The 23,474-nt window shown below is 64.8% G+C and carries 27 protein-coding genes; 12 read left to right on the forward strand and 15 right to left on the reverse strand.

Features of this window, described 5'->3' with window-relative positions; genetic code table 11:
* Positions 1-24: 24 nt before the first annotated feature.
* Positions 25-729 carry a class I SAM-dependent methyltransferase gene (locus tag QX121_RS20700; RefSeq protein ID WP_315736374.1) on the reverse strand — a complete coding sequence of 235 codons (705 nt, stop codon included), beginning with the start codon at positions 727-729 and terminating at the stop codon, positions 25-27.
* Positions 730-837: 108 nt separating this feature from the next.
* Between QX121_RS20700 and QX121_RS20705 the strand changes: the two genes are divergently transcribed.
* Entirely contained in the window at positions 838-1,365 is a 528-nt protein-coding gene (locus tag QX121_RS20705; RefSeq protein ID WP_315717516.1) for a DNA starvation/stationary phase protection protein, read from the forward strand.
* A 94-nt stretch (positions 1,366-1,459) separates the two neighbouring features.
* Here QX121_RS20705 and QX121_RS20710 read toward each other — a convergent pair whose 3' ends face one another.
* The 4 genes from QX121_RS20710 to QX121_RS20725 all read right to left on the reverse strand — a co-directional run bounded on the left by QX121_RS20710 (position 1,460) and on the right by QX121_RS20725 (position 4,148).
* Positions 1,460-2,254 carry a sulfite exporter TauE/SafE family protein gene (locus QX121_RS20710; protein WP_315736376.1) on the reverse strand — a complete coding sequence of 265 codons (795 nt, stop codon included), beginning with the start codon at positions 2,252-2,254 and terminating at the stop codon, positions 1,460-1,462.
* Positions 2,255-2,361: 107 nt separating this feature from the next.
* Positions 2,362-3,255, reverse strand: coding sequence for an MBL fold metallo-hydrolase (locus tag QX121_RS20715; RefSeq protein WP_315772347.1), 894 nt, complete (start codon positions 3,253-3,255; stop codon positions 2,362-2,364).
* 11 nt (positions 3,256-3,266) lie between these two features.
* Complete coding sequence (locus QX121_RS20720) at positions 3,267-3,719, reverse strand: DUF6691 family protein (RefSeq protein WP_315777721.1); 453 nt, start codon at positions 3,717-3,719, stop codon at positions 3,267-3,269.
* 6 nt (positions 3,720-3,725) lie between these two features.
* Positions 3,726-4,148, reverse strand: coding sequence for a YeeE/YedE family protein (locus QX121_RS20725; RefSeq protein WP_315736379.1), 423 nt, complete (start codon positions 4,146-4,148; stop codon positions 3,726-3,728).
* 89 nt (positions 4,149-4,237) lie between these two features.
* On the opposite strand from QX121_RS20725, the gene QX121_RS20730 reads away from it, so the two are divergent.
* Entirely contained in the window at positions 4,238-4,564 is a 327-nt protein-coding gene (locus QX121_RS20730; RefSeq protein ID WP_315758820.1) for a metalloregulator ArsR/SmtB family transcription factor, read from the forward strand.
* On the opposite strand, the gene QX121_RS20735 is transcribed toward QX121_RS20730, so the two are convergent.
* From QX121_RS20735 to carA, 4 genes are all read right to left on the reverse strand, one after another.
* Positions 4,565-5,107, reverse strand: coding sequence for a cupin domain-containing protein (locus tag QX121_RS20735; protein ID WP_315812904.1), 543 nt, complete (start codon positions 5,105-5,107; stop codon positions 4,565-4,567).
* Positions 5,108-5,173: 66 nt separating this feature from the next.
* On the reverse strand, positions 5,174-5,665 hold the full coding sequence (locus QX121_RS20740; protein ID WP_315812905.1) for a PaaI family thioesterase: 492 nt from the start codon (positions 5,663-5,665) through the stop codon (positions 5,174-5,176).
* 223 nt (positions 5,666-5,888) lie between these two features.
* The gene (locus QX121_RS20745; RefSeq protein ID WP_315812906.1) at positions 5,889-6,662 is read right to left on the reverse strand and encodes a hypothetical protein; all 774 of its coding nucleotides are present in this window, start codon (positions 6,660-6,662) and stop codon (positions 5,889-5,891) included.
* Positions 6,663-6,711: 49 nt separating this feature from the next.
* Positions 6,712-7,902, reverse strand: a complete 1,191-nt coding sequence (carA, locus tag QX121_RS20750) for a glutamine-hydrolyzing carbamoyl-phosphate synthase small subunit (protein WP_315812907.1) — start codon at positions 7,900-7,902, stop codon at positions 6,712-6,714.
* A gap of 180 nt (positions 7,903-8,082) precedes the next feature.
* Between carA and QX121_RS20755 the strand changes: the two genes are divergently transcribed.
* The 4 genes from QX121_RS20755 (at position 8,083) to QX121_RS20770 (ending at position 11,886) form a co-directional block, all read left to right on the forward strand.
* Complete coding sequence (locus tag QX121_RS20755) at positions 8,083-8,538, forward strand: GatB/YqeY domain-containing protein (RefSeq protein WP_315777716.1); 456 nt, start codon at positions 8,083-8,085, stop codon at positions 8,536-8,538.
* A gap of 171 nt (positions 8,539-8,709) precedes the next feature.
* Positions 8,710-10,317, forward strand: a complete 1,608-nt coding sequence (locus QX121_RS20760) for an acyl-CoA synthetase (RefSeq protein WP_315777715.1) — start codon at positions 8,710-8,712, stop codon at positions 10,315-10,317.
* 283 nt (positions 10,318-10,600) lie between these two features.
* Positions 10,601-11,377 carry a DUF2189 domain-containing protein gene (locus QX121_RS20765; RefSeq protein ID WP_315736385.1) on the forward strand — a complete coding sequence of 259 codons (777 nt, stop codon included), beginning with the start codon at positions 10,601-10,603 and terminating at the stop codon, positions 11,375-11,377.
* Between the two features lie 86 nt (positions 11,378-11,463).
* Positions 11,464-11,886: a hypothetical protein gene (locus QX121_RS20770; protein WP_315736386.1), complete on the forward strand. Its 423-nt coding sequence runs from the start codon at positions 11,464-11,466 to the stop codon at positions 11,884-11,886.
* 13 nt (positions 11,887-11,899) lie between these two features.
* Here the strand turns inward: QX121_RS20770 and QX121_RS20775 are convergent, their stop codons facing one another.
* Genes QX121_RS20775 through QX121_RS20785 form a run of 3 tightly spaced genes read right to left on the reverse strand, consistent with a single transcriptional unit; the run spans position 11,900 to position 13,184 of the window.
* A complete protein-coding gene (locus QX121_RS20775) occupies positions 11,900-12,412 on the reverse strand; it encodes an SRPBCC family protein (protein ID WP_315777714.1) in 513 nt (170 codons plus the stop codon).
* 3 nt (positions 12,413-12,415) lie between these two features.
* Complete coding sequence (locus tag QX121_RS20780; RefSeq protein WP_315777713.1) at positions 12,416-12,877, reverse strand: SRPBCC family protein; 462 nt, start codon at positions 12,875-12,877, stop codon at positions 12,416-12,418.
* Positions 12,870-13,184, reverse strand: coding sequence for a helix-turn-helix domain-containing protein (locus QX121_RS20785; protein WP_315717502.1), 315 nt, complete (start codon positions 13,182-13,184; stop codon positions 12,870-12,872). The genes QX121_RS20780 and QX121_RS20785 overlap by 8 nt, the downstream gene beginning before the upstream one ends.
* Before the next feature lie 132 nt (positions 13,185-13,316).
* Between QX121_RS20785 and QX121_RS20790 the strand changes: the two genes are divergently transcribed.
* Positions 13,317-13,937 (forward strand): LysE family translocator, encoded by a 621-nt coding sequence (locus tag QX121_RS20790; protein WP_315736389.1) that lies wholly within the window; start codon positions 13,317-13,319, stop codon positions 13,935-13,937.
* A 45-nt stretch (positions 13,938-13,982) separates the two neighbouring features.
* Here the strand turns inward: QX121_RS20790 and QX121_RS20795 are convergent, their stop codons facing one another.
* Together QX121_RS20795 and QX121_RS20800 are read right to left on the reverse strand one after the other, a co-directional pair.
* Entirely contained in the window at positions 13,983-14,819 is an 837-nt protein-coding gene (locus QX121_RS20795) for a PhzF family phenazine biosynthesis protein (RefSeq protein WP_315812908.1), read from the reverse strand.
* A gap of 25 nt (positions 14,820-14,844) precedes the next feature.
* Positions 14,845-15,048, reverse strand: coding sequence for a hypothetical protein (locus QX121_RS20800; RefSeq protein ID WP_315758782.1), 204 nt, complete (start codon positions 15,046-15,048; stop codon positions 14,845-14,847).
* Positions 15,049-15,074: 26 nt separating this feature from the next.
* Between QX121_RS20800 and QX121_RS20805 the strand changes: the two genes are divergently transcribed.
* A complete protein-coding gene (locus tag QX121_RS20805; RefSeq protein ID WP_315812909.1) occupies positions 15,075-16,484 on the forward strand; it encodes a PLP-dependent aminotransferase family protein in 1,410 nt (469 codons plus the stop codon).
* A gap of 4 nt (positions 16,485-16,488) precedes the next feature.
* On the opposite strand, the gene QX121_RS20810 is transcribed toward QX121_RS20805, so the two are convergent.
* A complete protein-coding gene (locus QX121_RS20810; RefSeq protein ID WP_315812910.1) occupies positions 16,489-17,292 on the reverse strand; it encodes an N-formylglutamate amidohydrolase in 804 nt (267 codons plus the stop codon).
* Positions 17,293-17,495: 203 nt separating this feature from the next.
* On the opposite strand from QX121_RS20810, the gene QX121_RS20815 reads away from it, so the two are divergent.
* The 4 genes from QX121_RS20815 to rpoD all read left to right on the forward strand — a co-directional run bounded on the left by QX121_RS20815 (position 17,496) and on the right by rpoD (position 23,456).
* Positions 17,496-18,308 (forward strand): transglutaminase family protein, encoded by an 813-nt coding sequence (locus QX121_RS20815; protein ID WP_315736393.1) that lies wholly within the window; start codon positions 17,496-17,498, stop codon positions 18,306-18,308.
* Positions 18,309-18,367: 59 nt separating this feature from the next.
* Complete coding sequence (locus QX121_RS20820) at positions 18,368-18,763, forward strand: gamma-glutamylcyclotransferase family protein (RefSeq protein WP_315812911.1); 396 nt, start codon at positions 18,368-18,370, stop codon at positions 18,761-18,763.
* A 165-nt stretch (positions 18,764-18,928) separates the two neighbouring features.
* Positions 18,929-20,935, forward strand: a complete 2,007-nt coding sequence (gene dnaG, locus QX121_RS20825; protein WP_315812912.1) for a DNA primase — start codon at positions 18,929-18,931, stop codon at positions 20,933-20,935.
* 412 nt (positions 20,936-21,347) lie between these two features.
* On the forward strand, positions 21,348-23,456 hold the full coding sequence (gene rpoD, locus QX121_RS20830; protein ID WP_315736396.1) for an RNA polymerase sigma factor RpoD: 2,109 nt from the start codon (positions 21,348-21,350) through the stop codon (positions 23,454-23,456).
* Positions 23,457-23,474 lie beyond the last annotated feature (18 nt).

The raw sequence follows: 23,474 nt of genomic DNA on the forward strand, positions 1-23,474 counted from the left end.
CGGCGGGCTGGTCGGCCCACGCGGTCACCCGGTTCCCGTCATCGGCCGAGCCACGAAGGTCATCCGCCAGGGATTGTGGCCGATATTCTTGGGCGCCCGGACGGCGCTGAGGTCGGCCTTCTTCAGTCTCGCCAGGATCTCGGCCTCGCTGTAGTGCTGCAGGCCGACCTTGGTGCGCAGTTGCCGGTAATCCGACAGCGCCGTGGCGACCAGCCCGACCAGGGCATCCTTGAGGAAGCCGTCCCGTGCGGCGAACATCAGCAGCGCGAGCACGTCACGGCCCATGCCAACGTCCGGACGCAGGACGTCGCCGAGGATGAACTTTCCCGACGGCTTCAGCAGCCGCCTGATCACGGCCAGGGCCGCGTCGAATTCCGCCTCGCTCATGTACTGCGCCACGGAGTTCATGACGACGAGGTCGATCGAGCCTTCCTGCATGTTGCGCAGCTCGTCCAGCGACCGCACGCGGATCTTGGTGTTGGGCGCGAAACGCGCGATCAACCGGCCGCGCACGCCCGGCGCCGGCTCGGCCAGGATCAGCGTCATGCATGCGTCGGCGACCTTGGCGGCTGATAAGGCCTCTCCGCAGGAATAGTCGAGAACGACCGCGTCGGGCGAGGGAATATACCCGACGATGTCACGCGCAATCCCCTGGAAGTGCAGGTCGCGATGCAGCTTGCTCGCATAGATCGTGTGCGTGGAATCGTAATAGTCGATCCAGTCGTCCATGGCGTGTTCCGGCAAACACAGTTCCTTGATCGGAACTGGAGGGGTCAGCGAGCGTTAACGGGTCCGATCACCCGTGTCCATCGCTGCTTCTAACAGGAAGGTTAGGCCGTGAGTAAAGCAAAGACCGACAAGACCGCCCCCGAGCTCGATACCCCGACCGATCTGTCGCCGGACGCCGTAAACAAGATCTCGACAGCTTTGAACACGCTGCTTGCCGACGCCTTTGCGCTCTATCTGAAGACCAAGAACTTCCACTGGCACGTCAGCGGACGGCATTTCCATGACTACCATGAGATGCTGGACGAGCAGTCGGACGCGATCTTTGCCACCACGGACCAACTGGCCGAGCGGGTGCGGAAGCTCGGCGGCACCACGCTGAAATCGATCAGCCAGATCAGCAAGCTGCAGACCATCAAGGACAACAACGAGGAGTATGTGCCGCCGCGCGAGATGCTGCGGGAGTTGATGGAGGACAACAAGCACGTCGCGGCTGCGATGCGGAAGGCGCACGGGCTGTGCGACGACAATGACGATCCGGCCACCGCGGGATTGCTGGAGACCTTCATCGACGAGACCGAACGCCGCACCTGGTTCTTGTTCGAAGCGAGCCGCCAGGAAGGCAGCAACGCGGCATAAGCGGGCCCGCGTTGAGTTGAGCTCCGGGCGCGCTGCGAGGACGTGGGGCGCCCGTTCGGCCTCGATGCTGGCTCCGGCTCATATCCACGCCGCACTATCCGGAGTGGCCGAGTGCCGACCAACTCCGATAGATCATGTAAGCCGCCACCACGAACACCACGGTGGCAAACACCTTGTTCAGGGTGCCGCGCGTACTGGACAGGCGAGCGGCCAGCTTCGCACCGACCAGGCCACCGGCGATGCCGGCGACGAGAAAGGTCGCCGCCAGCGCCCAGTCGACCAGTCCCGACAGCGCGTAGTTTGCTGCGGTCGTCAGTCCGAACGCCGTGACGGAGACGAGCGAGGAGCCGATCGCGTAGAGGATCGGCATGCCTGTCGCAAACATCAGAGCCGGAACGATCAGGAAACCGCCGCCGATGCCGAAGAAGCCGGACAGCATTCCCGTGCCGAAGCCGAATGCCACTAGCGGCAACAGATTGTCGCGTGAAAGCTTGACGTCCAGCTGGCTGTCCGTGCCGCGCTTGCGCAGCATCAAGAGGCCGATCACGATCATGACCAGGGCGAACAGCAGCAGCAGCTTCTGGCCGTCAACCATCTTGCCGAGCGTCGAGCCCGCGAAGGCGCCGACCACGCCCGTTGCAGCAAACACCAGCGCGCAACGCCATTTGACGTTGCCGGAGCGGGCATGATTGGCGAGATTGGCCGCCGCGTTGATCGCCACGGCGACCGCGCTCGTGCCGATCGCCACGTGGGGATTGCCGACGCCCACCAGATACACCATGAGCGGCACGGCCAGCACCGATCCGCCCCCGCCGATCAGGCCGAGCGTGAATCCGACGAAAGAGCCGGACAGCGAGCCGAGCGCAAGCTCGGCAGCGGACAACGTCATCCTGTGATGCTCCGGCGTGGCATGCCGCGCCGGGGTGCGTGGACGCGGCCAAATGGGAAAGCCGAGCCGCGACGTCTGCCGCGTGCTCGGCGGGGCGGAGGGGGGTCTTAGAGCGTGTTGAGCGGCACTTTCAGGAAGCGCCGGCCGTCCTGATCGGGCGTCGGCAGCCGTCCCGCCTTCATGTTCACCTGCAACGACGGGATGATCAGCTTGGGCATGTCCAAGGTGCGGTCGCGCGCCTCGCGGGCGGCGACGAACTGATCCTCGGTGATGCCGTCGCGGACGTGGATGTTGTGCGCGCGCTGCTCGGCCACTGTCGTTTCCCAGCGAATGTCGCGGCCGTTTGGACCGTAGTCGTGGCACATGAACAGCCGCGTCGCGTCAGGCAGCTCCAGCACCCGGCGGATCGAGCGATACAGGGTGCGGGCGTCGCCGCCAGGAAAGTCGGCGCGTGCCGAGCCGCCGTCCGGCATGAATAGCGTATCGCCGACGAAGGCGGCGTCTCCGATTACATGAGTCATGCAGGCCGGTGTGTGCCCCGGCGTATGCATGGCGAAGGCAGTCATTGCGCCGATCCGGTAGGTATCGCCATCATGGAACAGGCGGTCGAACTGGCTGCCGTCGCGCTGAAACTCGGTGCCTTCGTTGAAGATCTTGCCGAACGTCTCCTGCACCATCCTGATATTGGCGCCGATGCCGATCCTGCCGCCCAGCCTTGACTGGATGTAGGGCGCCGCCGACAGATGGTCGGCATGGACATGGGTCTCGATCAGCCAGTCCAGTTGCCAGCCGCGATCCTCGATCAGGCGAATGATCTTGTCGGCGGAATGGGGCGCGATGCGACCCGAGGCATAGTCGATGTCCATGACCGAATCGATCACGGCGCAGGCCCGCGAGCCTGGGTCCTTGACCACGTAGCTGACGGTGTTGGTGGCGGGATCGAAGAACGGTGTGACCTCGGGTTTCACCGACAGGTCGACCGGATGTGGAATGCCGGACATTCAAGCCTCCCTCATTCTGAAGCGACCGCGGCGAGCGAGGGCCGGCGGCTCGCGAGAATGCGGGCTGCGGCCATTCCGATCATCATGGCCGTGACAAACAGGACGATGGTAGGCGAGCCGTAGCCGAGCGCTACGAAGGCCGGGCCCGGGCAGATGCCGGCGAGGCCCCAGCCGATGCCAAAGACGGCAGGGCCGGTTGCGATCCGCCAATCCAGCGTCTGCGAGGATGGCAGGTGGAATTGGTCACCGAGGACGGGACGCCGGCGCCGGAAAACCAATCGAAAGCCGGCGAAGGTGACCCCGACCGCTCCAGCCATCACGAGGATCAGGCTCGGATCCCAGCCGCCGGAGCGGATCGCCGCGAAATCGAGGAAGTTGAGCACCTTCTCCGGATTGGACATGCCCGAGAGCAGCAACCCGAGACCGAAGACGAGGCCGACGATGAACTGGATGAAGATGATCATGGCGTCTCACAGCACGTGGCGAACGAGGAAGGTGGTCGCGACCGCGGTGGCCATGAATATCAGCGTGGCGACGATCGAGCGCGGCGACAGGCTGGCGATGCCGCAGACGCCATGACCCGAGGTGCAGCCGTTGCCCCAGACCGCCCCGAAGCCGACCAGCAGTCCGGCTGCAACCATATCTATCGGACCGACCTCCAGCTTCAGCGGCGGCAGGCTCCCGCTCACGATGCGGACTGCAAGGGCGGCCGCGACCAGCCCTCCTATGAAGGCGAGCCGGCCAGCGAGCGCGCCGTCCCAGGGCGGCAACAGCCGCGCGGCAATGCCGCTGACGCCGGCGATGCGGCCGGTCAGGCCCATCAGCATGACGGCTGCAGCGCCGATGAGGGCGCCGCCTGCGAGCGCCGTAACCGCCGTATACTCCGTGATCATATCGTCCCTTGATTCCCTCGTCGGGCGCATGTTGCAATCGGCTATCATGTGCATTATTGCATATATACGAAATTGAAGAAGTAACAATGATGACAACACAGGCCAGGCGCAAAACCCGCGAGACCATGGTGGCGGCGCTCGACGACAAGGCGGAGGAGGCGGCCGGCCTGCTCGCTGCCATGGCGAATTCGAAGCGCCTCATGGTGCTCTGCAACCTCATCGACGGCGAGCGCGCAGTCGGCGATCTCGCCGAGCAGGTCGGGTTGCGACAGGCGGCGCTGTCGCAGCATCTCGCCAAGATGCGCGCGCTCGATCTCGTCGCCACCCGGCGCGATGGCCAGACCATCTACTATCGGCTGGCGAGCCGGGAGGTCCGCGAGATCCTGCAGACGCTGTATCGGCTGTATTGCGCCTGATCAGCGCGCCTGCTGCCACAGGCGCGTGAGTAGGCCACCCGCGCCGAGCATGGGATCGGTCGCGGGCATCGGCACCTCCGGAATGGTTTTCGATGCGCGGGCGTGGTTCTCCGGCGTCGGCCGCGTGATCTGCATCTTCGGTCCGGGCGGATAGGCGCCGACGATGCAGAAATCGCTGCTGGCAGCGATGCATTGATGTCCGGTGCCGGCCGGCAGGATGGCGACGTCGCCGGGCCTGAGCTCCAGCTCCCGACCGCGATCGCCGCCGAAGCGGACACGCGCGGTTCCGCTGGCAACCCCCAGCGCCTCGTGCACCGTCGCATGATAGTGCAGATAGTCGTAGACGCCGTTGCGCCACATGCTGCCCCAGCCACTGGCGGCGGACACGCGCTCGATGTCGGCCGCCGGATCGGCGCCACCCAGATCGATGACGACCTTGTAGACCAGGAACGGCATCGGATTATTGGGCACCAGGCCGTCATCCGCGAACACGATGCTGAGCGGTTCGATCGACTTGACGCGGGGCGAGGGGGCGGCAGGCATGGCGACCTCGGAACAAAGGATGGGGCCTCGCCCTATCAACCGGCCTGCGCGGCCGCCGTTCCAGGCTCAAGCCTTGGGCAGTTCGAACACCAGGCAAGTCGTGGTGGCGTGCGCCAGCAGGCGCCCTTGCGAATCGGCGATGCGTGCCTCGGCGGTCGCGGCGCGGCGTCCGAACGATAGCGTCCTGCCCTCCGTTCTCACGATGCCGGTGGCCTCGGTCATTGCCTTGATGAAGGAGACCTTGAATTCCAGCGTGGTGTAACCGCTGCCCTGCGGGCACATCGTGTGGACGGCGAGCCCCATCGCGGAATCCAGCAGGATCGCGGCGTAGCCGCCATGCACCGAACCGATCGGATTATAATGCCGCAAGGCCGGCACGCTGTGCATGACGACCTGGCCGGGCTCGGCGCTGCAGTCGAACGGCGCGACCGTCTGCATGATCGGCGGCTGCGGCAAAGTCCCGGCAAAGATGCCGCGCACGAAATCGAGCCCGGGCATCGAGGCCAGTGCCGCCAGGGGCACCACGCCGAATTCAGCGCGCGAATCCGTCTCGCTCATGTTGTCGACCTCCAATGAATGATGGTCATCATATGAATACGATGCGAAAAGATCGAGGGCAAAAGAGACGCAGGCGATCACAAGATTGCGGACTAAAAAATGCCCGGGACCAGCCCGGGCAGTTCGCTTCTTCTCAAGCTGCCGGCCTCAGGCCGCGCTACGCTTCTTCTCGCGCATCGAGGGGGCTTGGCAGTTTCGGCTCGACTGCTCAGGTTGACTCGGACTATTTGAACAGATCATCCAGAAAGCCGCCTCCCTTGTTTTTCAACCAAGAGAAAAGCGAATCTCTCGCGACAGAGGCCGTAACGCCGAGAGCTGCTTTTCCAAAGCGGGCAATAAGAATCATCAATGGCTTGACTGCAAATTCCCTAATATAGATCCAGGAAATTTGTGAGTCTTCTTTGAGTCGTTTCGTGACGCTGGCGATTGCATCTTGAACGAATGCCTTTTCCTCTGGGTGAGCAACTGCGTATCCATTGTCGCCGCGCAGTTCCTTAAGAGTGCGCTCCAGCGCTTCAACAGCCGTCTGCTGAAGTTTATCGGTGCGCTCTAGTGGGATCGGAGCCCAAGACTCCTCACCAAAATCGTCTGAAGACGACGCTTCGTCGTCGTCTTCTTGGTCAGTCTGTGTTTGGGCGCTTTTTATCTGCTCACCGATGTTCTCTAGAGCTTTGTGCAGCCAGGAAGCGCGTCCCTCCCCCGCAAGTTTATATCTGTTGAAAACAGTATCTCGTTTTCCAAGTAGTCCATCGAAGTTCGTGTCAAAATCTTCGTGTCTGATGATCAACTGAGGAGCGAATTCGTCAGTTATCAGGCGGACAATGCGCTCCCCTTCAAGGAACTGTAGAGCAGTTTCAATGATGGATTGGTCACTCAGCAAGTAATAATAGTCAGTAAACGAAGATTGTACCTGGCTACTCTCATAAAGATCGTCTAAAGTCAGGGTAGTTCCCGGTGCGACCAGTTTTTGGCAGATATAGCAGGCGTAGTAGGGCAAAGCCCTATTCTGGATCTCAGAGAGAAACATCCAAGCCCCATTTTTCTATTCACTTGCGCTTCTTCTCGCGCATCAGCTCGGCGAAGCGCTGAAACAGATAGTGCGAGTCGCGCGGGCCGGGCGACGCTTCCGGGTGGTACTGCACGGAGAACACCGGCTTGCCCTCGAGCTGGATGCCGCAATTCGAGCCGTCGAACAGCGAGATGTGAGTCTGCGTCGCGCCCGATGGCAGCGTGTCCTGGTCGACCGCGAAGCCATGGTTCATCGAGGTGATCTCGACCTTGCCGGTGGTCTCGTCCTTGACCGGATGATTGGCGCCGTGATGGCCCTGATGCATCTTCTTGGTCTTGGCGCCAACCGCAAGCCCGAGCATCTGATGGCCGAGGCAGATGCCGAAGGTCGGCGTGCCCGACGAAATCACCTGCTGAATGACCGGCACGGCATATTTGCCGGTCGCCGCGGGATCACCCGGTCCGTTCGACAGGAACACGCCGTCCGGCTTCATCGCGAGGATGTCCTCGGCGGGCGTCGTCGCCGGCACTACGGTCACCTTGCAGCCGACGCCGGCGAGCAGGCGCAGGATGTTGCGCTTGATGCCGTAGTCGATCGCGACGACGTTGAATTCCGGATTGGTCTGTTGGCCGAAACCCACGTTCCATACCCAGGGGGTCTCGTCCCAGGTGAAGCGCTGGGCGGAGGTCACCATCGGCACCAGGTCCATGCCCTCCAGGCCCGGCCATTCCCGCGCTTCCTTCTTCAGGGCGTCGAGGTCGAAATTGCCGTCCCTGGCATGCGCGATCACAGCGTTCGGCATGCCCTTGGAGCGGATCAGCGCGGTCAGCGCCCTTGTGTCGATGCCGGACAGCCCGATGATCCCGCGCGCGCGCAGCCACTGGTCGAGATGGCGCGTCGCGCGATAATTTGAGGGGTCGGTGATCGCGGTGCGCAGGATCACCCCGCGCGCGCCCGGCGTCGCCGCCATGTTCACCGTCTCGATATCCTCGTCGTTGGTGCCGACATTGCCGATATGCGGGAAAGTGAAGGTGATGAGCTGGCCGGCATAGGAAGGATCGGTGAGGATCTCCTCGTAGCCGGTCATTGCGGTGTTGAAGCAGACCTCACCCACGGCGTGGCCCTCGGCGCCGAGGCCGTAGCCTTCCAGCACCGTTCCATCGGCGAGCACGAGGAGCGCGGTCGGTTTATGGTCCGGCCAGGCGGCGTCAGTATCGATGTGTGTCATGAGGCCTCTACATAGTGCCCCTGGCGCGCGGCGTCAAAGCGGGAAGCGGCCGATTCACACGCGATATCGGTCAATTTGGCTGGAGTTTCGAGTCATCCGACCGGAACGGATGCGGAACTGTGTTGTTTCGGGTGGGCGAACCGCCTAGACCAGCGCCAATGGATTTGAGAGGGCGAGATCATGCTGCGCGACGACATCAACAATGCGGTCAAGGAGGCGATGAAGGCCAAGGACGAGCGCAAGCTGTCCACCCTTCGCATGGTGAACTCGACCTTGAAGAATGCCGACATCGCGGCGCGCGGCGAAGGCAAGCCGCCCTTGACCGACGCCGACGTGCTCGCCGTGCTGCAGAAGATGATCAAGCAGCGTCAGGAGTCGGTCGAGCTGTATGAAAAGGGCGGCCGCGCCGAACTCGCCGCGGGTGAGCGCGAGGAGATCGCGGTCATCTCGGCCTATCTGCCGAAGCAGATGAGCGACGATGAGGTGAAGTCGGCCATCTCCTCCGCCGTTGCTGAGACCGGCGCCGCCGGCATGAAGGACATGGGCAAGGTGATCGCCGTGCTGAAGGCGAAGTACACGGGACAGATGGATTTTGCCAAGGCGAGCGCACTGGTGAAGGCGGCGCTGTCGGGCTAGGCCGCGCGAAGCGCCGAGCCATCCCCAAATCGTCATGCCCGGGCTTGTCCCGGGCATCCACGTCTTTAAGACTATCATCAAGAGTAAAGACGTGGATGGCCGGGCCGTCGCCGCGCCGGAGGGGCTTCGGCCCCGCAGGCGGGTCTTCGCCCGGCCATGACGGAGAGAACAATGCTCAAGGAAACGTCCGACTACGACCAGCTCACTCGCGACTTCCGCTGGGACATTCCGGCGCAGTTCAACATCGCGGTCGCGACCTGCGATCGCCACGCCGACGGCTCCGCCCGCCTCGCGCTGGTCGTCGTCGAGGAGGACGGCGCCGCCCGGCGCGTCTCATTCGATGAGCTGCGCGATTACTCCTGTCGCTTCGCCAACGTATTGAAGGCCGATGGTCTCGCGCAGGGCGACCGCGTCGCGGTGTTCCTGTCGCAGTCGCTGGAGCTGCCGATCGTCCATCTGGCGGCGTTCCGCGCCGGTCTCGTCTCCGTGCCGCTGTTCACGCTGTTCGGCGAGGACGCGCTGCAATTCCGGCTGCAGAATTCCGGCGCCAAGGTCGTCGTCACCGACGCCACGGGCCTTGCGAAGCTTGCGCGCATTCGCGACCACCTGCCGGAGCTCAAGACGATCTATGTCACTGACGGCGACGGCCTCGGCGCCCGAGCCTTCTGGCCGACGCTGGAGCGCGCCTCGGATCAATTCCCGACTGTCGCCACGTCGAGCGACGACCCTGCCATCATCATCTACACCTCGGGTACGACCGGAAATCCCAAGGGCGCGCTGCACGCCCATCGCGTACTGCTCGGCCACCTGCCCAATGTCGAGATGGTGCACGGCTTCCTGCCGAAGCCCGGCGACGTCATGTGGACGCCGGCGGATTGGGCGTGGATCGGCGGCCTGTTCGACGCGCTGTTTCCCGCATGGTATCACGCGATCCCGGTGATCGGTTATCGCGCCAGGAAATTCGAGCCGCAGGCCGCAATGCAACTGATGGCGGACTACGCCGTCCGCAACGTGTTCCTGCCCCCGACCGCGCTGAAGTTGATGCGCCAGGCCAATGTCAAGCACGAGGGCGTCAAGCTGCGCAGCATCCTCACCGGCGGCGAGTCGCTCGGCGCCGAGCTGCTCGACTGGGTGCGCGCGACCTTCGGCATCGATGCGCACGAGATCTACGGCCAGACCGAATGCAATCTCGTCGTCGGCAACAATGCGAGGCTGTTTCCGATCCGGCCGGGCTCGATGGGCAAGGCGACGCCGGGCTTCCAGGTTCTGATCGTGAACGACAAGGGCGAGGAGCTGCCGCGCGGAGAGAGGGGCATCATCGGCGTGCGCCAGCCCAATCCCTGTACCATGATCGAATACTGGCGCAATCCGGAGGCGACGCAGAAGAAGTTCGCTCGTGACGTGCTGCTGACCGGCGATCTCGGCACCCAGGATGACGACGGCTATTTCTGGTATGCGAGCCGCGAGGACGACGTCATCACGTCGGCCGGCTATCGCATCGGCCCGGCGGAGATCGAGGACACGCTGCTCAAGCACCCGGCAGTCGCGTTGGCGGCCGTCGTCGGCATTCCCGACCCGGTGCGCACCGAGGCCATCAAGGCGTGGATCGTGCTGCGGCCCGGCTTCGTTGCAAATGACACTCTGTCGCGAGACATCCAGGACTTCGTCAAGGTCAAGCTCGCTGCGCATGAATACCCGCGCCACGTTGAATTCACCGACACCCTGCCGATGACGGCGACCGGCAAGGTGCTGAGGCGCGAGTTGCGGGCGCGGGGGTAGGGCGAGCTTGCTGCCGTGCGAGCCCGATGGCGCGGCTTGCGAGGCTCCCCCCGCTCGGTGACGAGCACGAGTCCAACAACATGCGTCGGATGTGGCCGCGCCTGATCCCAGCTCTCGCCCGGTAAGGACGGGGGAGAGGACCTGCGGCGCCGCGCGGCTTCGCATCTCGCCTCACGGGACGCCACGGCTTAGACCCTGTCCGCTGCCTACAAGTTGAAATTGAAATCCTCGCCCTACCGCTGTTAGCATCATCGCCAACAAGAACAGTCAGGAGGGTACGCCGATGACCGCATCCGTCTCGGGACGATCCGATCCCGTGGTGCGCCGCATCACGACGGCCGATATCGCCGAAGCCTTGACGCAAGGCCTCCGTGATTTTCAGGCTCAGCCCATGTTCGGCCTTGCTTTCGGGCTGATCTACGTGCTCGGCGGCATCAGCATCGTGCTGTGCGTCACCGCGTTCGGCATGGTCTACCTGGCCTATCCGCTGGCCGCGGGCTTTGCGCTGATCGGCCCGTTCGTCGCGATCGGTCTCTACGAGGTCAGTCGCCGCCGCGAGCTCGGCCAGCCGATCACCTATGGCGCGATCTGGCGCACGATCACGTCACGCGGCGAGATTGCCTGGATGGCGTTCGTGACGCTATTTTTCTTCATTATCTGGATGTACCAGGTGCGCCTCCTGATCGCGCTGCTGCTCGGGCTCAATGCCTCGTTCTCCAGCATCAAGGAGTTCATGACGGTGGTGCTGACGACCAACGAGGGTCTGCTCTTCCTGGCGATCGGCAATCTCGACGGCGCCGCCCTGTCGCTGGTGCTGTTCTCGCTCACGGTCGTATCGTTTCCGCTGCTGCTGGAGCGCGACGTCGATTTCGTGACGGCGATGATCACCAGCGTGCGCGCGGTCGTGACCAGTCCCGGCCCGATGATCGGCTGGGCCGCCGTCATCACCGTGCTGCTGATCATCTCGGCATTGCCGTACTTCCTGGGGCTGCTGGTCACTGTGCCGGTGCTGGGCCATGCGAGCTGGCATCTGTACCGCCGGATCGTAGCTCCGGCGTAAGGCCAGGACTGCCGCGACGATCGCACGGGTTTGGTTCGAACCGCGGCTCGCCAATGGTCGGCCGGTCCCAATGTCGGAGAAGGATGATGCCGGATAACGTCGCCTTGTTTGCCGCGATCGTCCTATTGCTGCCGATGTTCTATCTGCTGCTGGCCGCGCCGGCGTTCCTGCTGGTGCGGCTCGACATCGTGCCGGTCACCCGGCTCCTGCGCGGCATGTTCGACTCCTACTTCGTGGCGCTTTCGATCGCCGGCGGCATCGGCACACTCGCCGTGCTGGCCGACGGCCGTCCCGTTCTGGGGCTGGGCATTGGCTTGATCGCGGCGTTCGCGCTGGTCTCGCGCCGCTGGTTTCTGCAGCAGATGGACGCGCGCATCCGCGACAGGGATTCCGGCGATACGACGGCCGTGCGCCGGCTGCGGTGGCTGCATTGGGGGGGCATGCTGGGCAATGCGGTCCAGGTCGGCGCCGTCCTCGCCAGCATCCCACAGATCGCCGCGGTGTCGTAGCAGGCCTTGTCGTTTAAGGCACTGCAATCCCCATCGCCTTCAGGGCCGCCAGCATGCGCGTCGGCGGTGTCATCTTCACCGCGAGCGGCTTGCCCGTCTCGAGCACGCTCTTGAGGCTCGACAGGATGGCCGGCCAGCCCTGGCGTCCGCCGGACAGGATGTCGTCGGAGAGCGGCCGCTCGTGCGCTTCAGTCATCGTGAGACGGACGGCGTCGCCGGCCGGTTCGATCTCATAGGTCACGAGCGTGCGGCCCAGTGCCTCGACGAGGCCGGGCCAGTTGACGTCCCACGTGACGATCAGCCGGTGCGGCGGCTCGCAGACGATCACCTGGCTGCTGATGTGTTCGGAGCCGTCCGGCGCGCGCACGATGAAGGCGCCACCCGCCCTCAGCTCGGCTTCAACCGCGAAGCCGAAGAAATATTGCCGGCTGAACTCGGCCGAGGTCAGCGCCTGCCACACCTTCTCAGGGCTGGCGGCGATGTAGATCGTGTAGACGGTGGCGGGCCTGAACTTTGCAAGATCCATCGCTCAGACTCCTTTGCCGAGCGCTGACATCGGGATCGCCAGCGCCGTTCCGGTCTCCAGCAGACTTTTTAGGCCGGACAGGATCGCGGGCCAGCCGTTGGAAACCGCATCGAGCAATCTCCCCGCTCCTTCGAAGCCTTCATGCGTCAGGGTCAGCTTGACGGAGTTGCCGTGCTGTTCGATCGCGAACACGACCTTGGTCGGCTGCTCGTTGCGAAACTCGTCTTTCAGGACGTGCTGGAAAGTGTAGGAGAGCCGGCGTGGCGGATCGAACTCCAGAATCTGGCCGACATCCGTTGTCATCCCGTCGGTCACCAGCGCGAACGGCGAGCCGACGCGCCAGTCGGAATGCAGTTCGGTGCCGAACCAGTAGCGCTTCGCGAATTCGTTTGATGTCAGCGCTTCCCACAATTTCTCGGGCGTCGTCGCGATATACGTGACGTAGACGAATTCGGGCTTACTCATCGCGCTCCTCCAATTGCCGCTTCAACTCGCTGAGCGCGGCGAGCTTGCCGCGCTCGAATTTCTTGATCCAGCGCTCCCCGATGTGATGGATCGGCACCGGATTGAGATAGTGCAGCTTCTCGCGGCCATGCCGGATCGTCGCGACCAGATTGGCCGCTTCCAGAATGGCAAGGTGCTTGGTCACGGCCTGTCGCGTCATCGCGAGGCCGTCGCAGAGCTCGGTCAGGGTTTGCCCGTTCCGCGCGTGGAGCCTGTCGAGCAGGGCGCGTCGTGAGCCGTCCGCAAGCGCCTTGAAGACATCATCCATGATCTCGAGAATAGGCAACCAAATGGTTGCGTGTCAAGCCAGCAGTATTCGGCTTCTATGGTGCTGGAGCGGGGCTTCCATCGGTCGACATGTCGTGCATTAGTGAGCGCCTCATTCGCATCGAGGCGCCTCATGTCCCTGCAAGTCTATCTCGCCTTCGTCGCCGCCTGCATCGGGCTCGCGCTGCTGCCGGGTCCCGTCGTGACGCTGCTGATCGCCAACGGTCTGCGCCACGGGACCCGCGCCGCGCTCATCAATATCGCCGGTGTGCAGACCGGGCTGGCGATCGCGATCGGCATCGTCGCTGTCGGCCTAACGTCGCTGATGGCCACGATGGGCTATTGGTTCGAATGGGTGCGGCTGATCGGTGCGGCCTATCTGGTGTGGCTCGGCATTCAGCTCATCCGCTCGCCGATCGAGGGGATCTCTGCAGGCGAGGCGCCGCCACCGCCGCCGCGCGGCGGCTTTTTCCTGCAGGGGCTGCTGGTGCTGCTCTCGAACCCGAAGGTGATGGTGTTCTTCGGCGCGTTCCTGCCGCAGTTCATGGACATGAGCCGGGATCACGTGCCGCAGGTCGGTTTGCTCGGCGTCACCTTCATGTTGATTGCGGGTCTCACCGACGCGATCTATGCGCTGCTCGCGGGCCGTGCGCGAAAACTGTTCTCGGCCAGGCGGACGCGGCTGGTGTCGCGCATCTCCGGCGGTTTCATGATCGGCGGCGGCGTGTGGCTGGCGCTGACGCGAGCACGGTGAGCACGCGTTTGGCCCCGCGGCCGCATCGCGGTCTGCTGACGCGCGTTACGGGCTGATCGTTCCCTTCACCACCGGCGCGACGTCGCCGCCGATCCAGATCGTCTCGCCGTCCTGCGCGACATGGACGCGGCCGGCGCGGCCGAGAACCGTGCCCTGGGAGGCGACATATTGCTTCGGAGCAATTCCGGCTCCGATCAGCCATTGCGCCAGACTTGCATTGAGGCTGCCCGTCACCGGGTCCTCGCCGCCGCCCCACATGAAGCCGCGGACCTCGTAGTCGGCCTCCGGGCCATCCTGCGCCCGATCCCATGGCGCAACCACGCCGATCGGCTGTTGCGGCAGCGCCGCCGGATTGAAGCGGATGTCGAGCAGCGCGCGGCGCGAGTCGATCAGCACGCCGATCCAGCCCGGGCCGTTGTCGACCCACTGCACGGCGCGCACCGTGCTCGATTGGATGCCGAGCGCTGCTGCGATCTTGCTCGTCAGCTCGGCATCGACGGTGCCGGAGCGCTTGAGCGGCGGGGCTGCGAAGGCGAGCCGGTCTCCGTCACGCTTGATGCGCACGAGACCCGCGCCGCATTCCTGCACCACATGCTCGCCCTTCGGCCTGCCGCCGAGCGCGAGCCATACGTGGCACGAGCCGAGCGTCGGATGGCCTGCAAAAGGCAGCTCGCGCTGCGGGGTGAAGATGCGCACGCGATAATCAGCGCCCGGATTCTGAGCGCGTGACAGGAAGGTCGTCTCGGACAGATTGGTCCAGTTGGCGATCGCCCGCATCGCCGCATCGTCGAGGCCGTCGGCCTCGGCGATCACGGCAAGCGGGTTGCCCTTGAAGGCGACCTTGGAGAACACGTCGACTTGATGGAACGGAAGCATCGGCATGGCTGTGTCCTCCCAGGTCTCGTTGTCAGTCGCGCCAGAACGGCTTGTTGGCCTCTTCCTGGACGATCGCCGGATCAAGGCCGCAATCACGCATCTGTTCGCGATCGAGCATCGCCAGTTCGGACCGCCAGAACAGGCGCTGCAGCCAGAGTTGCGGCACCCCGAGCAAATTGCTCTTTCCATGGGCAACTTGCGGAGTTGCCCAACGCTGCGCCAGGGAATATGCCATGAGTCACCTATTGCTCTTCAATTGCGTTGTTCGAAGAGCAATCGCGCAGTACATATCTCGGTGCAATCGAAACATTGCTCTCGGTGCAATATAGCATGAATGCTTCGTATACGGTCCTGGTGGACGACATCGCCGAGGACATCGCCAACGGCAGGCTGAAGGCCGGCGACCGGCTGCCGCCGCAGCGCCAGTTCGCCTACGAGCGAGGAATTGCCGCCTCCACGGCAGCCCGTGTCTATGCCGAATTGTTGCGCAGGGGCCTGGTCGTGGGCGAGGTCGGGCGCGGCACTTTCGTCGCAGGAGAGGCGGTGCCGGTGCCGTCCTCGCTGCGGCTGGAGCCGTTCGACGGCCGCATCGATCTCGAGTTCAATTTTCCGACACTGCCCGACCAGGCGGCCATGATCGCGAAATCGATGGCGGTCTGGCAGCGGCCGGAGAAGCTCGCGCCGGTGCTGGCGCCGATCACGCAGCGCCGGCTGGCCGAGGCCGGGCGCACCGCCGCGGCCTTCTTCGCGAGCGAGCGCTGGCGCCCGCGCGCGGAGAACTTTGTCTTCGCCGGCAGCGGACGGCAGTCGCTGGCTGCGGCGATCTCGGCGCTGGTGCCGGTCGGTGGCCGGCTCGGCGTCGAGGCCGTGACCTATCCGATGATCAAGGGCATCGCGGCGCGGCTCGGCGTGACCCTGGTGCCGCTCGCGATGGACGGCGAGGGCGTCCGCCCGGACGCGTTGACCAAGGCGCATCGCAGCAGTGCGCTCAACGCGATCTACATCCAGCCGGTGATGCAGAATCCGCTCGGCCTGACGATGAGCGAGGCGAGGCGCGAGGAGATCGTGCGTCTGGTGCGCAAGCACGAGCTGATGATCATCGAGGATCTGGTCTACGGCTTCCTCAGCGATCAGGTCTCGCTGGCGACGCAGGCCGAGGAGCGCGTCGTCGTGGTCGACAGCCTTGCCAAGCGGCTGGCGCCGGGCATCGCCGTCGGCTTCCTGTACGTCCCCTCGACCATGCGCGAGAAATTCGCCGCCACGGTGCGCACCGGGGCGTGGTCGGTGACGTCGCTGGCGCTGGCCGCCGGCATGGGGCTGCTCGCCGACGGCACGGCGGCCGAGATCACCAGGCGCAAGCGTGCCGATGCGCTGGTGCGGCAGGCGATCGTCGCCGAGTGCCTCGCCGGTCATCACATCGAGGCTGATCCGCGCTCCTACCATGTCTGGCTACATCTGCCGGAGGGCTGGCGCGCCGAAGCCTTGACCGCCGTGGCCGCGCGCGCCGGCATCGCGATCACGCCTGCGAGCGCGTTTGCGGTGGCACACGGCCATTCACCGAACGCGGTGCGGCTCGCGCTCGGCCTGCCGAGCCATGACGATCTGCGGACAGCGCTGTGGCGGCTTGCCGGCCTGCTCGCGCATCACGACGCCTCTGACATCACGGAGTAGCGAGCTACGCGAGACCCTTGCTGCGCAGCTCGACCTCTATCTCGCCGAGAATGCGGATCAGCCGCTCGGCCCAGCGCTGCTGGCCCTCGGGCTCGGCGATTTCGTTCTGACGAATCTCGATGCCGGAATTGATCAGCCCGCGCGCCTCGCCATGCACGGGGATGGTGTAGTCGGTGCCGTCGCCGACCGCATAGGGCTGGTTGTCGCCCACCACGAGATCGGGCTCGGCCCGCAGCGCCTTCAACAGCAGCGGCGGCAGCACGCGGTCGTGCTGGTACAGCGTGCCGATGTGCCAGGGCCGCGCGATGCCGGCATAGACTGGCGTGAAGCTGTGCAGCGAGACGAGGATGGTCGGCCGGCCGGCGGCCTTGCGCGCATCGAGCACGTCAGTGATCCGGTCGTGATAGGGATCGAAGATGACGCGCCGCCGCAGGTCGGCGTCCTCATGCGTCAGGCCCTCATTGCCGGGGATCGTGGTGCGCTCGCTGATCATCGGAATCGAGTTCGGCGCCTTCGGTGACCTGTTGCAGTCGATCACCAGACGCGAATAGCGCTGCGCCACCAGATGCGCATCGAGTGCCCGCGATACTTGCTCCGCGACCTCGGCAATGCCGATGTCCCAGGCGATGTGCCGCTCGAGCTCGCTTTCGGGCAGGCCGAGATCGCCGAGTGCGCGCGGCAGCAGGCGGCCGTAGTGATCGCACGTGAAGAACAAGGCCGACGCGCCACCGGCGTTGCGCTCGAGCACAGGCGGAACTTCGTCTGGCTGAAGGAGTAGATGAGTGTTGCTCGTGCCGGACACGGTCATGCTGCCTCTCGTTGCTTCATGAAGCGGCAGACCGATCTCGGATTGGGCAGACAGATGAGGATTTGGCCGGCGGACATCATGATGGTCGCCCAAACGATGCTGATTCTGGCGATCATTCACAAGACAGAAGTTCGCAATCGGCCTACGGTCCGGGCTGGATGAGGCTGGCGCATCGTGCCGCCCGAACGAGGCAGGGAGGCTTCATGCTGATCAAGGTTGGATTCGAGATCGCCTATGCGGCCCCGGCGGCGACGCCGATGGTGATCATGCTGTCGATCCATCCGTCGCGCTTTCCGGACATCGTCGGCACCGAGACGATCACGACAGAGCCGAAGGTGCCGATCAAGTTCTACAACGACAGCTTCGGCAATCTCTGTGGACGCCTGGTGGCGCCGGCCGGCGGGGTCACCTTCCATGGCAGCGCCATCGTCCGCGACAGTGGGCGGCCGGACGCCATCGATCCCGGCGCCCAGCAACTGCCGATCGAACAATTGCCCGATGAGCTTCTGCTGTATCTGATGCCGAGCCGCTATTGCGAGACCGACAAGCTGGCCGAGGTCGCGTGGTCGTTGTTCGGCCGTGCGCCGGCGGGATGGGCGCGCGTGCAGGCGATCTGCGACTTCGTGCACAGCCACGTCACCTTCGGCTATGAGCACGCCCACGCCATGAAGTCGGCGCACGACGTCTATCAGCAGCGCGCCGGCGTCTGCCGCGACTTCGCCCACCTCGCGCTGACCTTCTGCCGCTGCATGGGCATTCCGGCGCGCTATTGCACCGGCTATCTCGGCGACATCGGCGTGCCGCCGGACCCGGTCCCGATGGATTTCTCGGGCTGGTTCGAGGTCTATCTCTCGGGCCGGTGGTACACGTTCGATGCCCGCCACAACGTCCCGCGCATTGGTCGCATCCTGATGGCGACCGGACGGGACGCCGCCGACGTCGCGCTGTCGACCTCGTTTGGCCTGATGACCCTGACCAAATTTCACGTCGTCAGCGACGAGATCATGGCTGCCTGAGCGGAGCAGGGCGCGGCCGGGCGCTTCGCATCACCGGCGATCGCCGCTATAGACGGGCCATGACTGATCTTCTCTTCGTCTACGGCACCCTGATGCGCGGCTTCGACCATCCGATGGCGCGGCTGCTGTCAGCCAATGCCGATTTCGTCGCCGAGGCCAGCTGCCGCGCCCGGCTCTACCGCATCCAGCATTATCCCGGCCTGGTGCTGTCCGATGACGCGGCCGATCTCGTCCATGGCGAGCTGTTCCGGCTGCGCCAGCCCGAGCCGATGCTGCGCGAGTTCGACATGTACGAGGCCTGCGGCGAAGGCTTCGCCGCGCCGACCGAATATCTGCGCCGGTGCCTCGCCGTGACGCTGGCCGACGGCAGCGTCAGCCAAGCCTGGACCTATGTCTACAACTGGGCGGTGGACGAAGCCGGCCGCATCGTCTCGGGGCGCTTCCTGGCGCCGTGACCCGGTCTCTCCACGCGGTCATTCCGGGCTCGCCCTGCGGGCGCCCCGGAATGACCGGAGGATCGATCCGGCCTGTGAATAGCCCGGACAAGCCGGAGGAAGTTCACATTTCGTACGCGGGTGCCTATATGCCTAGGCCTTCACCACAGGACCTCCGCCCCGCTCATGGCCCGCTTCACGCCGGAATTTCTCGATGAGCTGCGCGCCCGGCTTCCGGTCTCGGACGTCGTCGGCAAGCGCGTCAAGCTCAAGAAGGCAGGGCGCGAGTGGAAGGGCCTGTCGCCGTTCCAGCAGGAGAAGACGCCGTCCTTCTACGTCAACGACCAGAAGGGTTTTTATCACGACTTCTCGTCCGGCAAGCACGGCAACATCTTCGACTTCGTGATGGAGACCGAGGGCTGCAGCTTCCCCGAAGCCGTCGAGCGGCTGGCGGGGGTCGCCGGCTTGGCGCTGCCGGCGGTGACGCCCGACGCGGCGCGCCAGGAGCGCCAGCGCAAGACGCTGTATGACGTGATGGAGCTGGCGACGAAGTTCTTTTCTGACACGCTGGCGTCCCGTCATGGCGCGCGCGCCCGCGGCTATCTTGCCGATCGCGCGATCCTGCCGCAGACGCAGCTCCAATTCCGGCTTGGCTACGCGCCGCCGGATCGGTTCGGCTTGAAGGAATATCTCGGCGCCCAGGGCGTGCCGGCGGCCGACATGGTCGAGGCGGGATTGCTGGTCGGTGGCGACGACATTCCGGTGCCCTACGACCGCTTCCGCGACCGCGTGATGTTCCCGATCACCGACCTCCGCGGACGCGTCATCGCCTTCGGCGGCCGCGCGCTGCAGAAGGACGTGCCGGCGAAATATCTCAACTCGCCGGAGACGCCGCTCTTCCACAAGGGCGACAACCTCTACAACCTGCCGAGCGCCCGCCAGGCCGCGCATAATGGCGCGCCGATGATCGTGGTCGAGGGCTATGTCGACGTCATCGCGCTGGTGGCGGCCGGTTTCGCCGGCGCCGTGGCGCCGCTCGGCACCGCGCTGACCGAGAGCCAGCTTTCGCTGATCTGGAAGATGGTCGACGAGCCGATCCTGTGCTTCGACGGCGACCGCGCCGGCCAGAAGGCGGCCTATCGTGCCGCGGACCTTGCTTTGCCGCATCTCAAGCCCGGCAAGAGTCTCCGCTTCGCGCTGCTGCCGGAAGGACAGGATCCCGACGACCTCGTCCGCTCCGGCGGCCGCGGCGCGGTCGAGGAGGTGCTCAAAGTCGCAAAGCCGCTGGCCGAGGTGATCTGGTCGCGCGAGGTCGAGGGCGGCAGCTTCAACACGCCGGAGCGCCGCGCCGCGCTGGAGGCGCGGATCGGCCAGCTCACCGGCGGCATCGCCGACGAGGTGGTACGGCGCTACTACAAGCAGGACCTCAGCGATCGGCTGTACCGGGCGTTCGCCCCAGACGGCGGCCGGGGCTTTGGCCGCGGCTACGGTGCCGAATCAGGACGGCGGTTTAGCCCCCGCAGTCCCGGTTCCGGACAATCGGGGCGGTTATCCACAGGGGGCGGCCGCCGCGGCGGACCGCCATCCACAGGCCCGGCGATGGCCCGCGGCCCCTACCAGGCGGCCAGCCCGCAGCTCGCCATGAGCCCGATCATGCGCGGCCAGCGCTCGGCGATCTCGCGCCGGGAGGCCCTGATCCTGCAGTGCCTGATCAACCACCCTTGGCTCCTGCACGATCACCTGGAGGAGGTCGCCGCGCTGGAGCTGGCCCATCCCGAGGCGCACAAGCTCCGCGCTGCCGTCATCGCCGCCTTCGCCCACGACCACCACCATTCGCCGGACCCGGACGAGCAGGCCGAGAAGATGCGGGCCGATCTGGAGAAGTCTGGCTTTTCTGAGCTTCTTCAACGGGTTGAGCGGGCGATCACGACCGCGGCGGTGTGGGCGACCAAGTCGGGGGCGGCGCGCGATGACGTTCTTGCGACCTGGCATCAGCTCGTTGCCTTGCATCGGCAATGGCACTCCTTACTTAGGGAATTGAAGGATGCCGAGCTGGCGCTGGGCGAGGAGCCGAGCGAGCCGAACATGGGCTGGTTGAGGGACGTGAAGGCCAGGATGGCCGAGATGGACGGCACCGAAGCGCTGATCGAAGGCTTCGGGGAACTGTCCGGACGTACCAACCGCAACGTGTAGACTGGACGCCCGGCGCCCAGTCGCCAGTTGAGCACATTTCGGCCCGGTCCGCCCGCGCGGGGTCCGGTCCGCGCGAAAAGACTCGCCAAATCCATGGTTTGGCTGCAAAAACAGGGTTAATCGAAGTTTAAGAGGTCCGGGGCATTTTCTGCAGCAGATGGGTTGGTTTCGCTGTCGGACACCGCGCTTGCATGTCGGGTGCCGGATTCGATTGCAAAACCGGTATCGCTTTTGCAAGAAACGCGCGCCGGTCCGAAAACGGGACGACACCAGCGACAGACTTCAGGGGGTGGCGACGTTAAAAGTGCGCCGCCCTTTCCGCGTCGAGAACAGTTTGAGTAGAGCAGGCGGGCGCCGCGATGCCAAGGGCGAAGATGCCATGGGCGGAGCGGGCGCGTTTCGGGAGCAATGAATGGCCACGAAGGCAAAGACGCTGCAGGTGAAGGACAAGGAAAAGGACGACAAGGCGGCCGACGCTCCCGAGAAGGACGCCGCCGATGCGCCTTCGCCGTTGCTCGACCTGTCGGACGCCGCCGTCAAGAAGATGATCAAGCAGGCCAAGAAGCGCGGCTTCGTGACCTTTGATCAGCTCAACGAGGTCCTGCCTTCCGACACCACCTCGCCGGAACAGATCGAAGACATCATGTCGATGCTCTCCGACATGGGCATCAACGTGACCGAGGCCGAGGAGGCCGACGACTCCGACGAGAAGGACGACGGCGAGGACGAGACCGACAACGAGCTCGTCGAGATCACCCAGAAGGCCGTCACCGAGGTCAAGAAGTCGGAGCCCGGCGAGCGCACCGACGATCCCGTGCGCATGTATCTGCGCGAGATGGGCACCGTCGAGCTCCTGTCGCGCGAGGGCGAAATCGCCATCGCCAAGCGCATCGAGGCCGGCCGCGAGGCGATGATCGCGGGCCTCTGCGAAAGCCCGCTGACGTTCCAGGCCATCATCATCTGGCGCGACGAGCTCAACGAAGGCAAGATCTTCCTTCGCGACATCATCGATCTCGAAGCCACCTATGCCGGCCCTGAGGCCAAGGGCGGCATGAATCCGCAGATCGCCGCGCCCGTGAATGGCGAGGGCGCTCCGGCCGAGGGCGGCGACGTCCAGGCCGCGGTGGCGCCGCCGGCCGCCCCGCAGCAGCCGACCCCGTTCCGTGCCGCGCCGAACGGCGCGCCCGCCGAGGAGAAGGACCCCGGCGAGGCGGCGGCCGAAGCCGACATGGACGACGACGAATTCGAGAACCAGATGTCGCTCGCCGCCATCGAGGCCGAGCTGAAGCCGAAGGTCGTCGAGACCTTCGACAAGATCGCGTCCGAGTACAAGAAGCTGCGCCGCTTGCAGGAGCAGGACATCGCCAACCAGCTGCAGAGCGAGTCGCTGTCGCCGTCGCAGGAGCGCAAGTACAAGAAGCTCAAGGACGAGATCATCGTCGAGGTGAAGTCGCTGCGCCTCAACCAGGCCCGCATCGACTCGCTGGTCGAGCAGCTCTACGACATCAACAAGAAGCTAGTCTCGTTCGAGAGCCGGCTGATGCGCCTGGCCGACTCCCACGGCGTGGCGCGCGAGGACTTTCTGCGCAACTACCAGGGCTCGGAGCTCGATCCGCGCTGGCTCAACCGCGTCTCCAAGCTCTCCGCCAAGGGCTGGAAGAACTTCGTCCACTACGAGAAGGACCGCATCAAGGACCTGCGCCAGGAGGTGCAGGCCATGGCTGCGCTCACCGGTCTCGAGATCGGCGAGTTCCGCAAGATCGTGCACTCGGTGCAGAAGGGCGAGCGCGAGGCCCGTCAGGCCAAGAAGGAGATGGTGGAAGCCAACCTCCGTCTGGTGATCTCGATCGCCAAGAAGTACACCAACCGCGGCCTGCAGTTCCTTGACCTGATCCAGGAAGGCAACATCGGCCTGATGAAGGCGGTCGACAAGTTCGAGTACCGCCGCGGCTACAAGTTCTCGACCTACGCCACCTGGTGGATCCGGCAGGCGATCACCCGCTCGATCGCCGATCAGGCCCGCACCATCCGCATCCCCGTGCACATGATCGAAACGATCAACAAGATCGTCCGCACCTCGCGCCAGATGCTGAACGAGATCGGCCGCGAGCCGACCCCGGAGGAACTCGCCGAGAAGCTCGGCATGCCGCTCGAGAAGGTGCGCAAGGTCCTGAAGATCGCCAAGGAGCCGCTCTCGCTCGAAACCCCCGTGGGTGACGAGGAGGACTCTCATCTCGGCGACTTCATCGAGGACAAGAACGCGATCCTGCCGATCGACGCCGCGATCCAGTCGAACTTGCGCGAAACCACCACCCGCGTGCTGGCCTCGCTCACCCCGCGCGAGGAACGCGTCCTTCGCATGCGCTTCGGCATCGGCATGAACACCGACCACACGCTGGAAGAAGTCGGCCAGCAGTTCTCGGTGACGCGCGAACGTATCCGTCAGATCGAGGCCAAGGCGCTGCGGAAGCTGAAGCATCCGAGCCGGTCAAGGAAGCTGCGGAGCTTCTTGGATAACTAATTGACGTTCGATCTTTGT

It is taken from the genome of Bradyrhizobium sp. SZCCHNR2028 (genome assembly GCF_032380995.1).
GTDB lineage: Bacteria > Pseudomonadota > Alphaproteobacteria > Rhizobiales > Xanthobacteraceae > Bradyrhizobium.

Coding starts and splice junctions, on each gene's coding strand:
- QX121_RS20700 (WP_315736374.1), bottom strand. CDS start 729: ATGGACGACTGGATCGACTATTACGATTCCACGCACACGATCTATGCG.
- QX121_RS20710 (WP_315736376.1), bottom strand. CDS start 2,254: ATGACGTTGTCCGCTGCCGAGCTTGCGCTCGGCTCGCTGTCCGGCTCT.
- QX121_RS20715 (WP_315772347.1), bottom strand. CDS start 3,255: ATGTCCGGCATTCCACATCCGGTCGACCTGTCGGTGAAACCCGAGGTC.
- QX121_RS20720 (WP_315777721.1), bottom strand. CDS start 3,719: ATGATCATCTTCATCCAGTTCATCGTCGGCCTCGTCTTCGGTCTCGGG.
- QX121_RS20725 (WP_315736379.1), bottom strand. CDS start 4,148: ATGATCACGGAGTATACGGCGGTTACGGCGCTCGCAGGCGGCGCCCTC.
- QX121_RS20730 (WP_315758820.1), top strand. CDS start 4,238: ATGACAACACAGGCCAGGCGCAAAACCCGCGAGACCATGGTGGCGGCG.
- QX121_RS20735 (WP_315812904.1), bottom strand. CDS start 5,107: ATGCCTGCCGCCCCCTCGCCCCGCGTCAAGTCGATCGAACCGCTCAGC.
- QX121_RS20740 (WP_315812905.1), bottom strand. CDS start 5,665: ATGAGCGAGACGGATTCGCGCGCTGAATTCGGCGTGGTGCCCCTGGCG.
- carA (WP_315812907.1), bottom strand. CDS start 7,902: ATGACACACATCGATACTGACGCCGCCTGGCCGGACCATAAACCGACC.
- QX121_RS20755 (WP_315777716.1), top strand. CDS start 8,083: ATGCTGCGCGACGACATCAACAATGCGGTCAAGGAGGCGATGAAGGCC.
- QX121_RS20760 (WP_315777715.1), top strand. CDS start 8,710: ATGCTCAAGGAAACGTCCGACTACGACCAGCTCACTCGCGACTTCCGC.
- QX121_RS20765 (WP_315736385.1), top strand. CDS start 10,601: ATGACCGCATCCGTCTCGGGACGATCCGATCCCGTGGTGCGCCGCATC.
- QX121_RS20770 (WP_315736386.1), top strand. CDS start 11,464: ATGCCGGATAACGTCGCCTTGTTTGCCGCGATCGTCCTATTGCTGCCG.
- QX121_RS20775 (WP_315777714.1), bottom strand. CDS start 12,412: ATGGATCTTGCAAAGTTCAGGCCCGCCACCGTCTACACGATCTACATC.
- QX121_RS20780 (WP_315777713.1), bottom strand. CDS start 12,877: ATGAGTAAGCCCGAATTCGTCTACGTCACGTATATCGCGACGACGCCC.
- QX121_RS20785 (WP_315717502.1), bottom strand. CDS start 13,184: ATGGATGATGTCTTCAAGGCGCTTGCGGACGGCTCACGACGCGCCCTG.
- QX121_RS20790 (WP_315736389.1), top strand. CDS start 13,317: ATGTCCCTGCAAGTCTATCTCGCCTTCGTCGCCGCCTGCATCGGGCTC.
- QX121_RS20795 (WP_315812908.1), bottom strand. CDS start 14,819: ATGCCGATGCTTCCGTTCCATCAAGTCGACGTGTTCTCCAAGGTCGCC.
- QX121_RS20800 (WP_315758782.1), bottom strand. CDS start 15,048: ATGGCATATTCCCTGGCGCAGCGTTGGGCAACTCCGCAAGTTGCCCAT.
- QX121_RS20810 (WP_315812910.1), bottom strand. CDS start 17,292: ATGACCGTGTCCGGCACGAGCAACACTCATCTACTCCTTCAGCCAGAC.
- QX121_RS20815 (WP_315736393.1), top strand. CDS start 17,496: ATGCTGATCAAGGTTGGATTCGAGATCGCCTATGCGGCCCCGGCGGCG.
- QX121_RS20820 (WP_315812911.1), top strand. CDS start 18,368: ATGACTGATCTTCTCTTCGTCTACGGCACCCTGATGCGCGGCTTCGAC.
- dnaG (WP_315812912.1), top strand. CDS start 18,929: ATGGCCCGCTTCACGCCGGAATTTCTCGATGAGCTGCGCGCCCGGCTT.
- rpoD (WP_315736396.1), top strand. CDS start 21,348: ATGGCCACGAAGGCAAAGACGCTGCAGGTGAAGGACAAGGAAAAGGAC.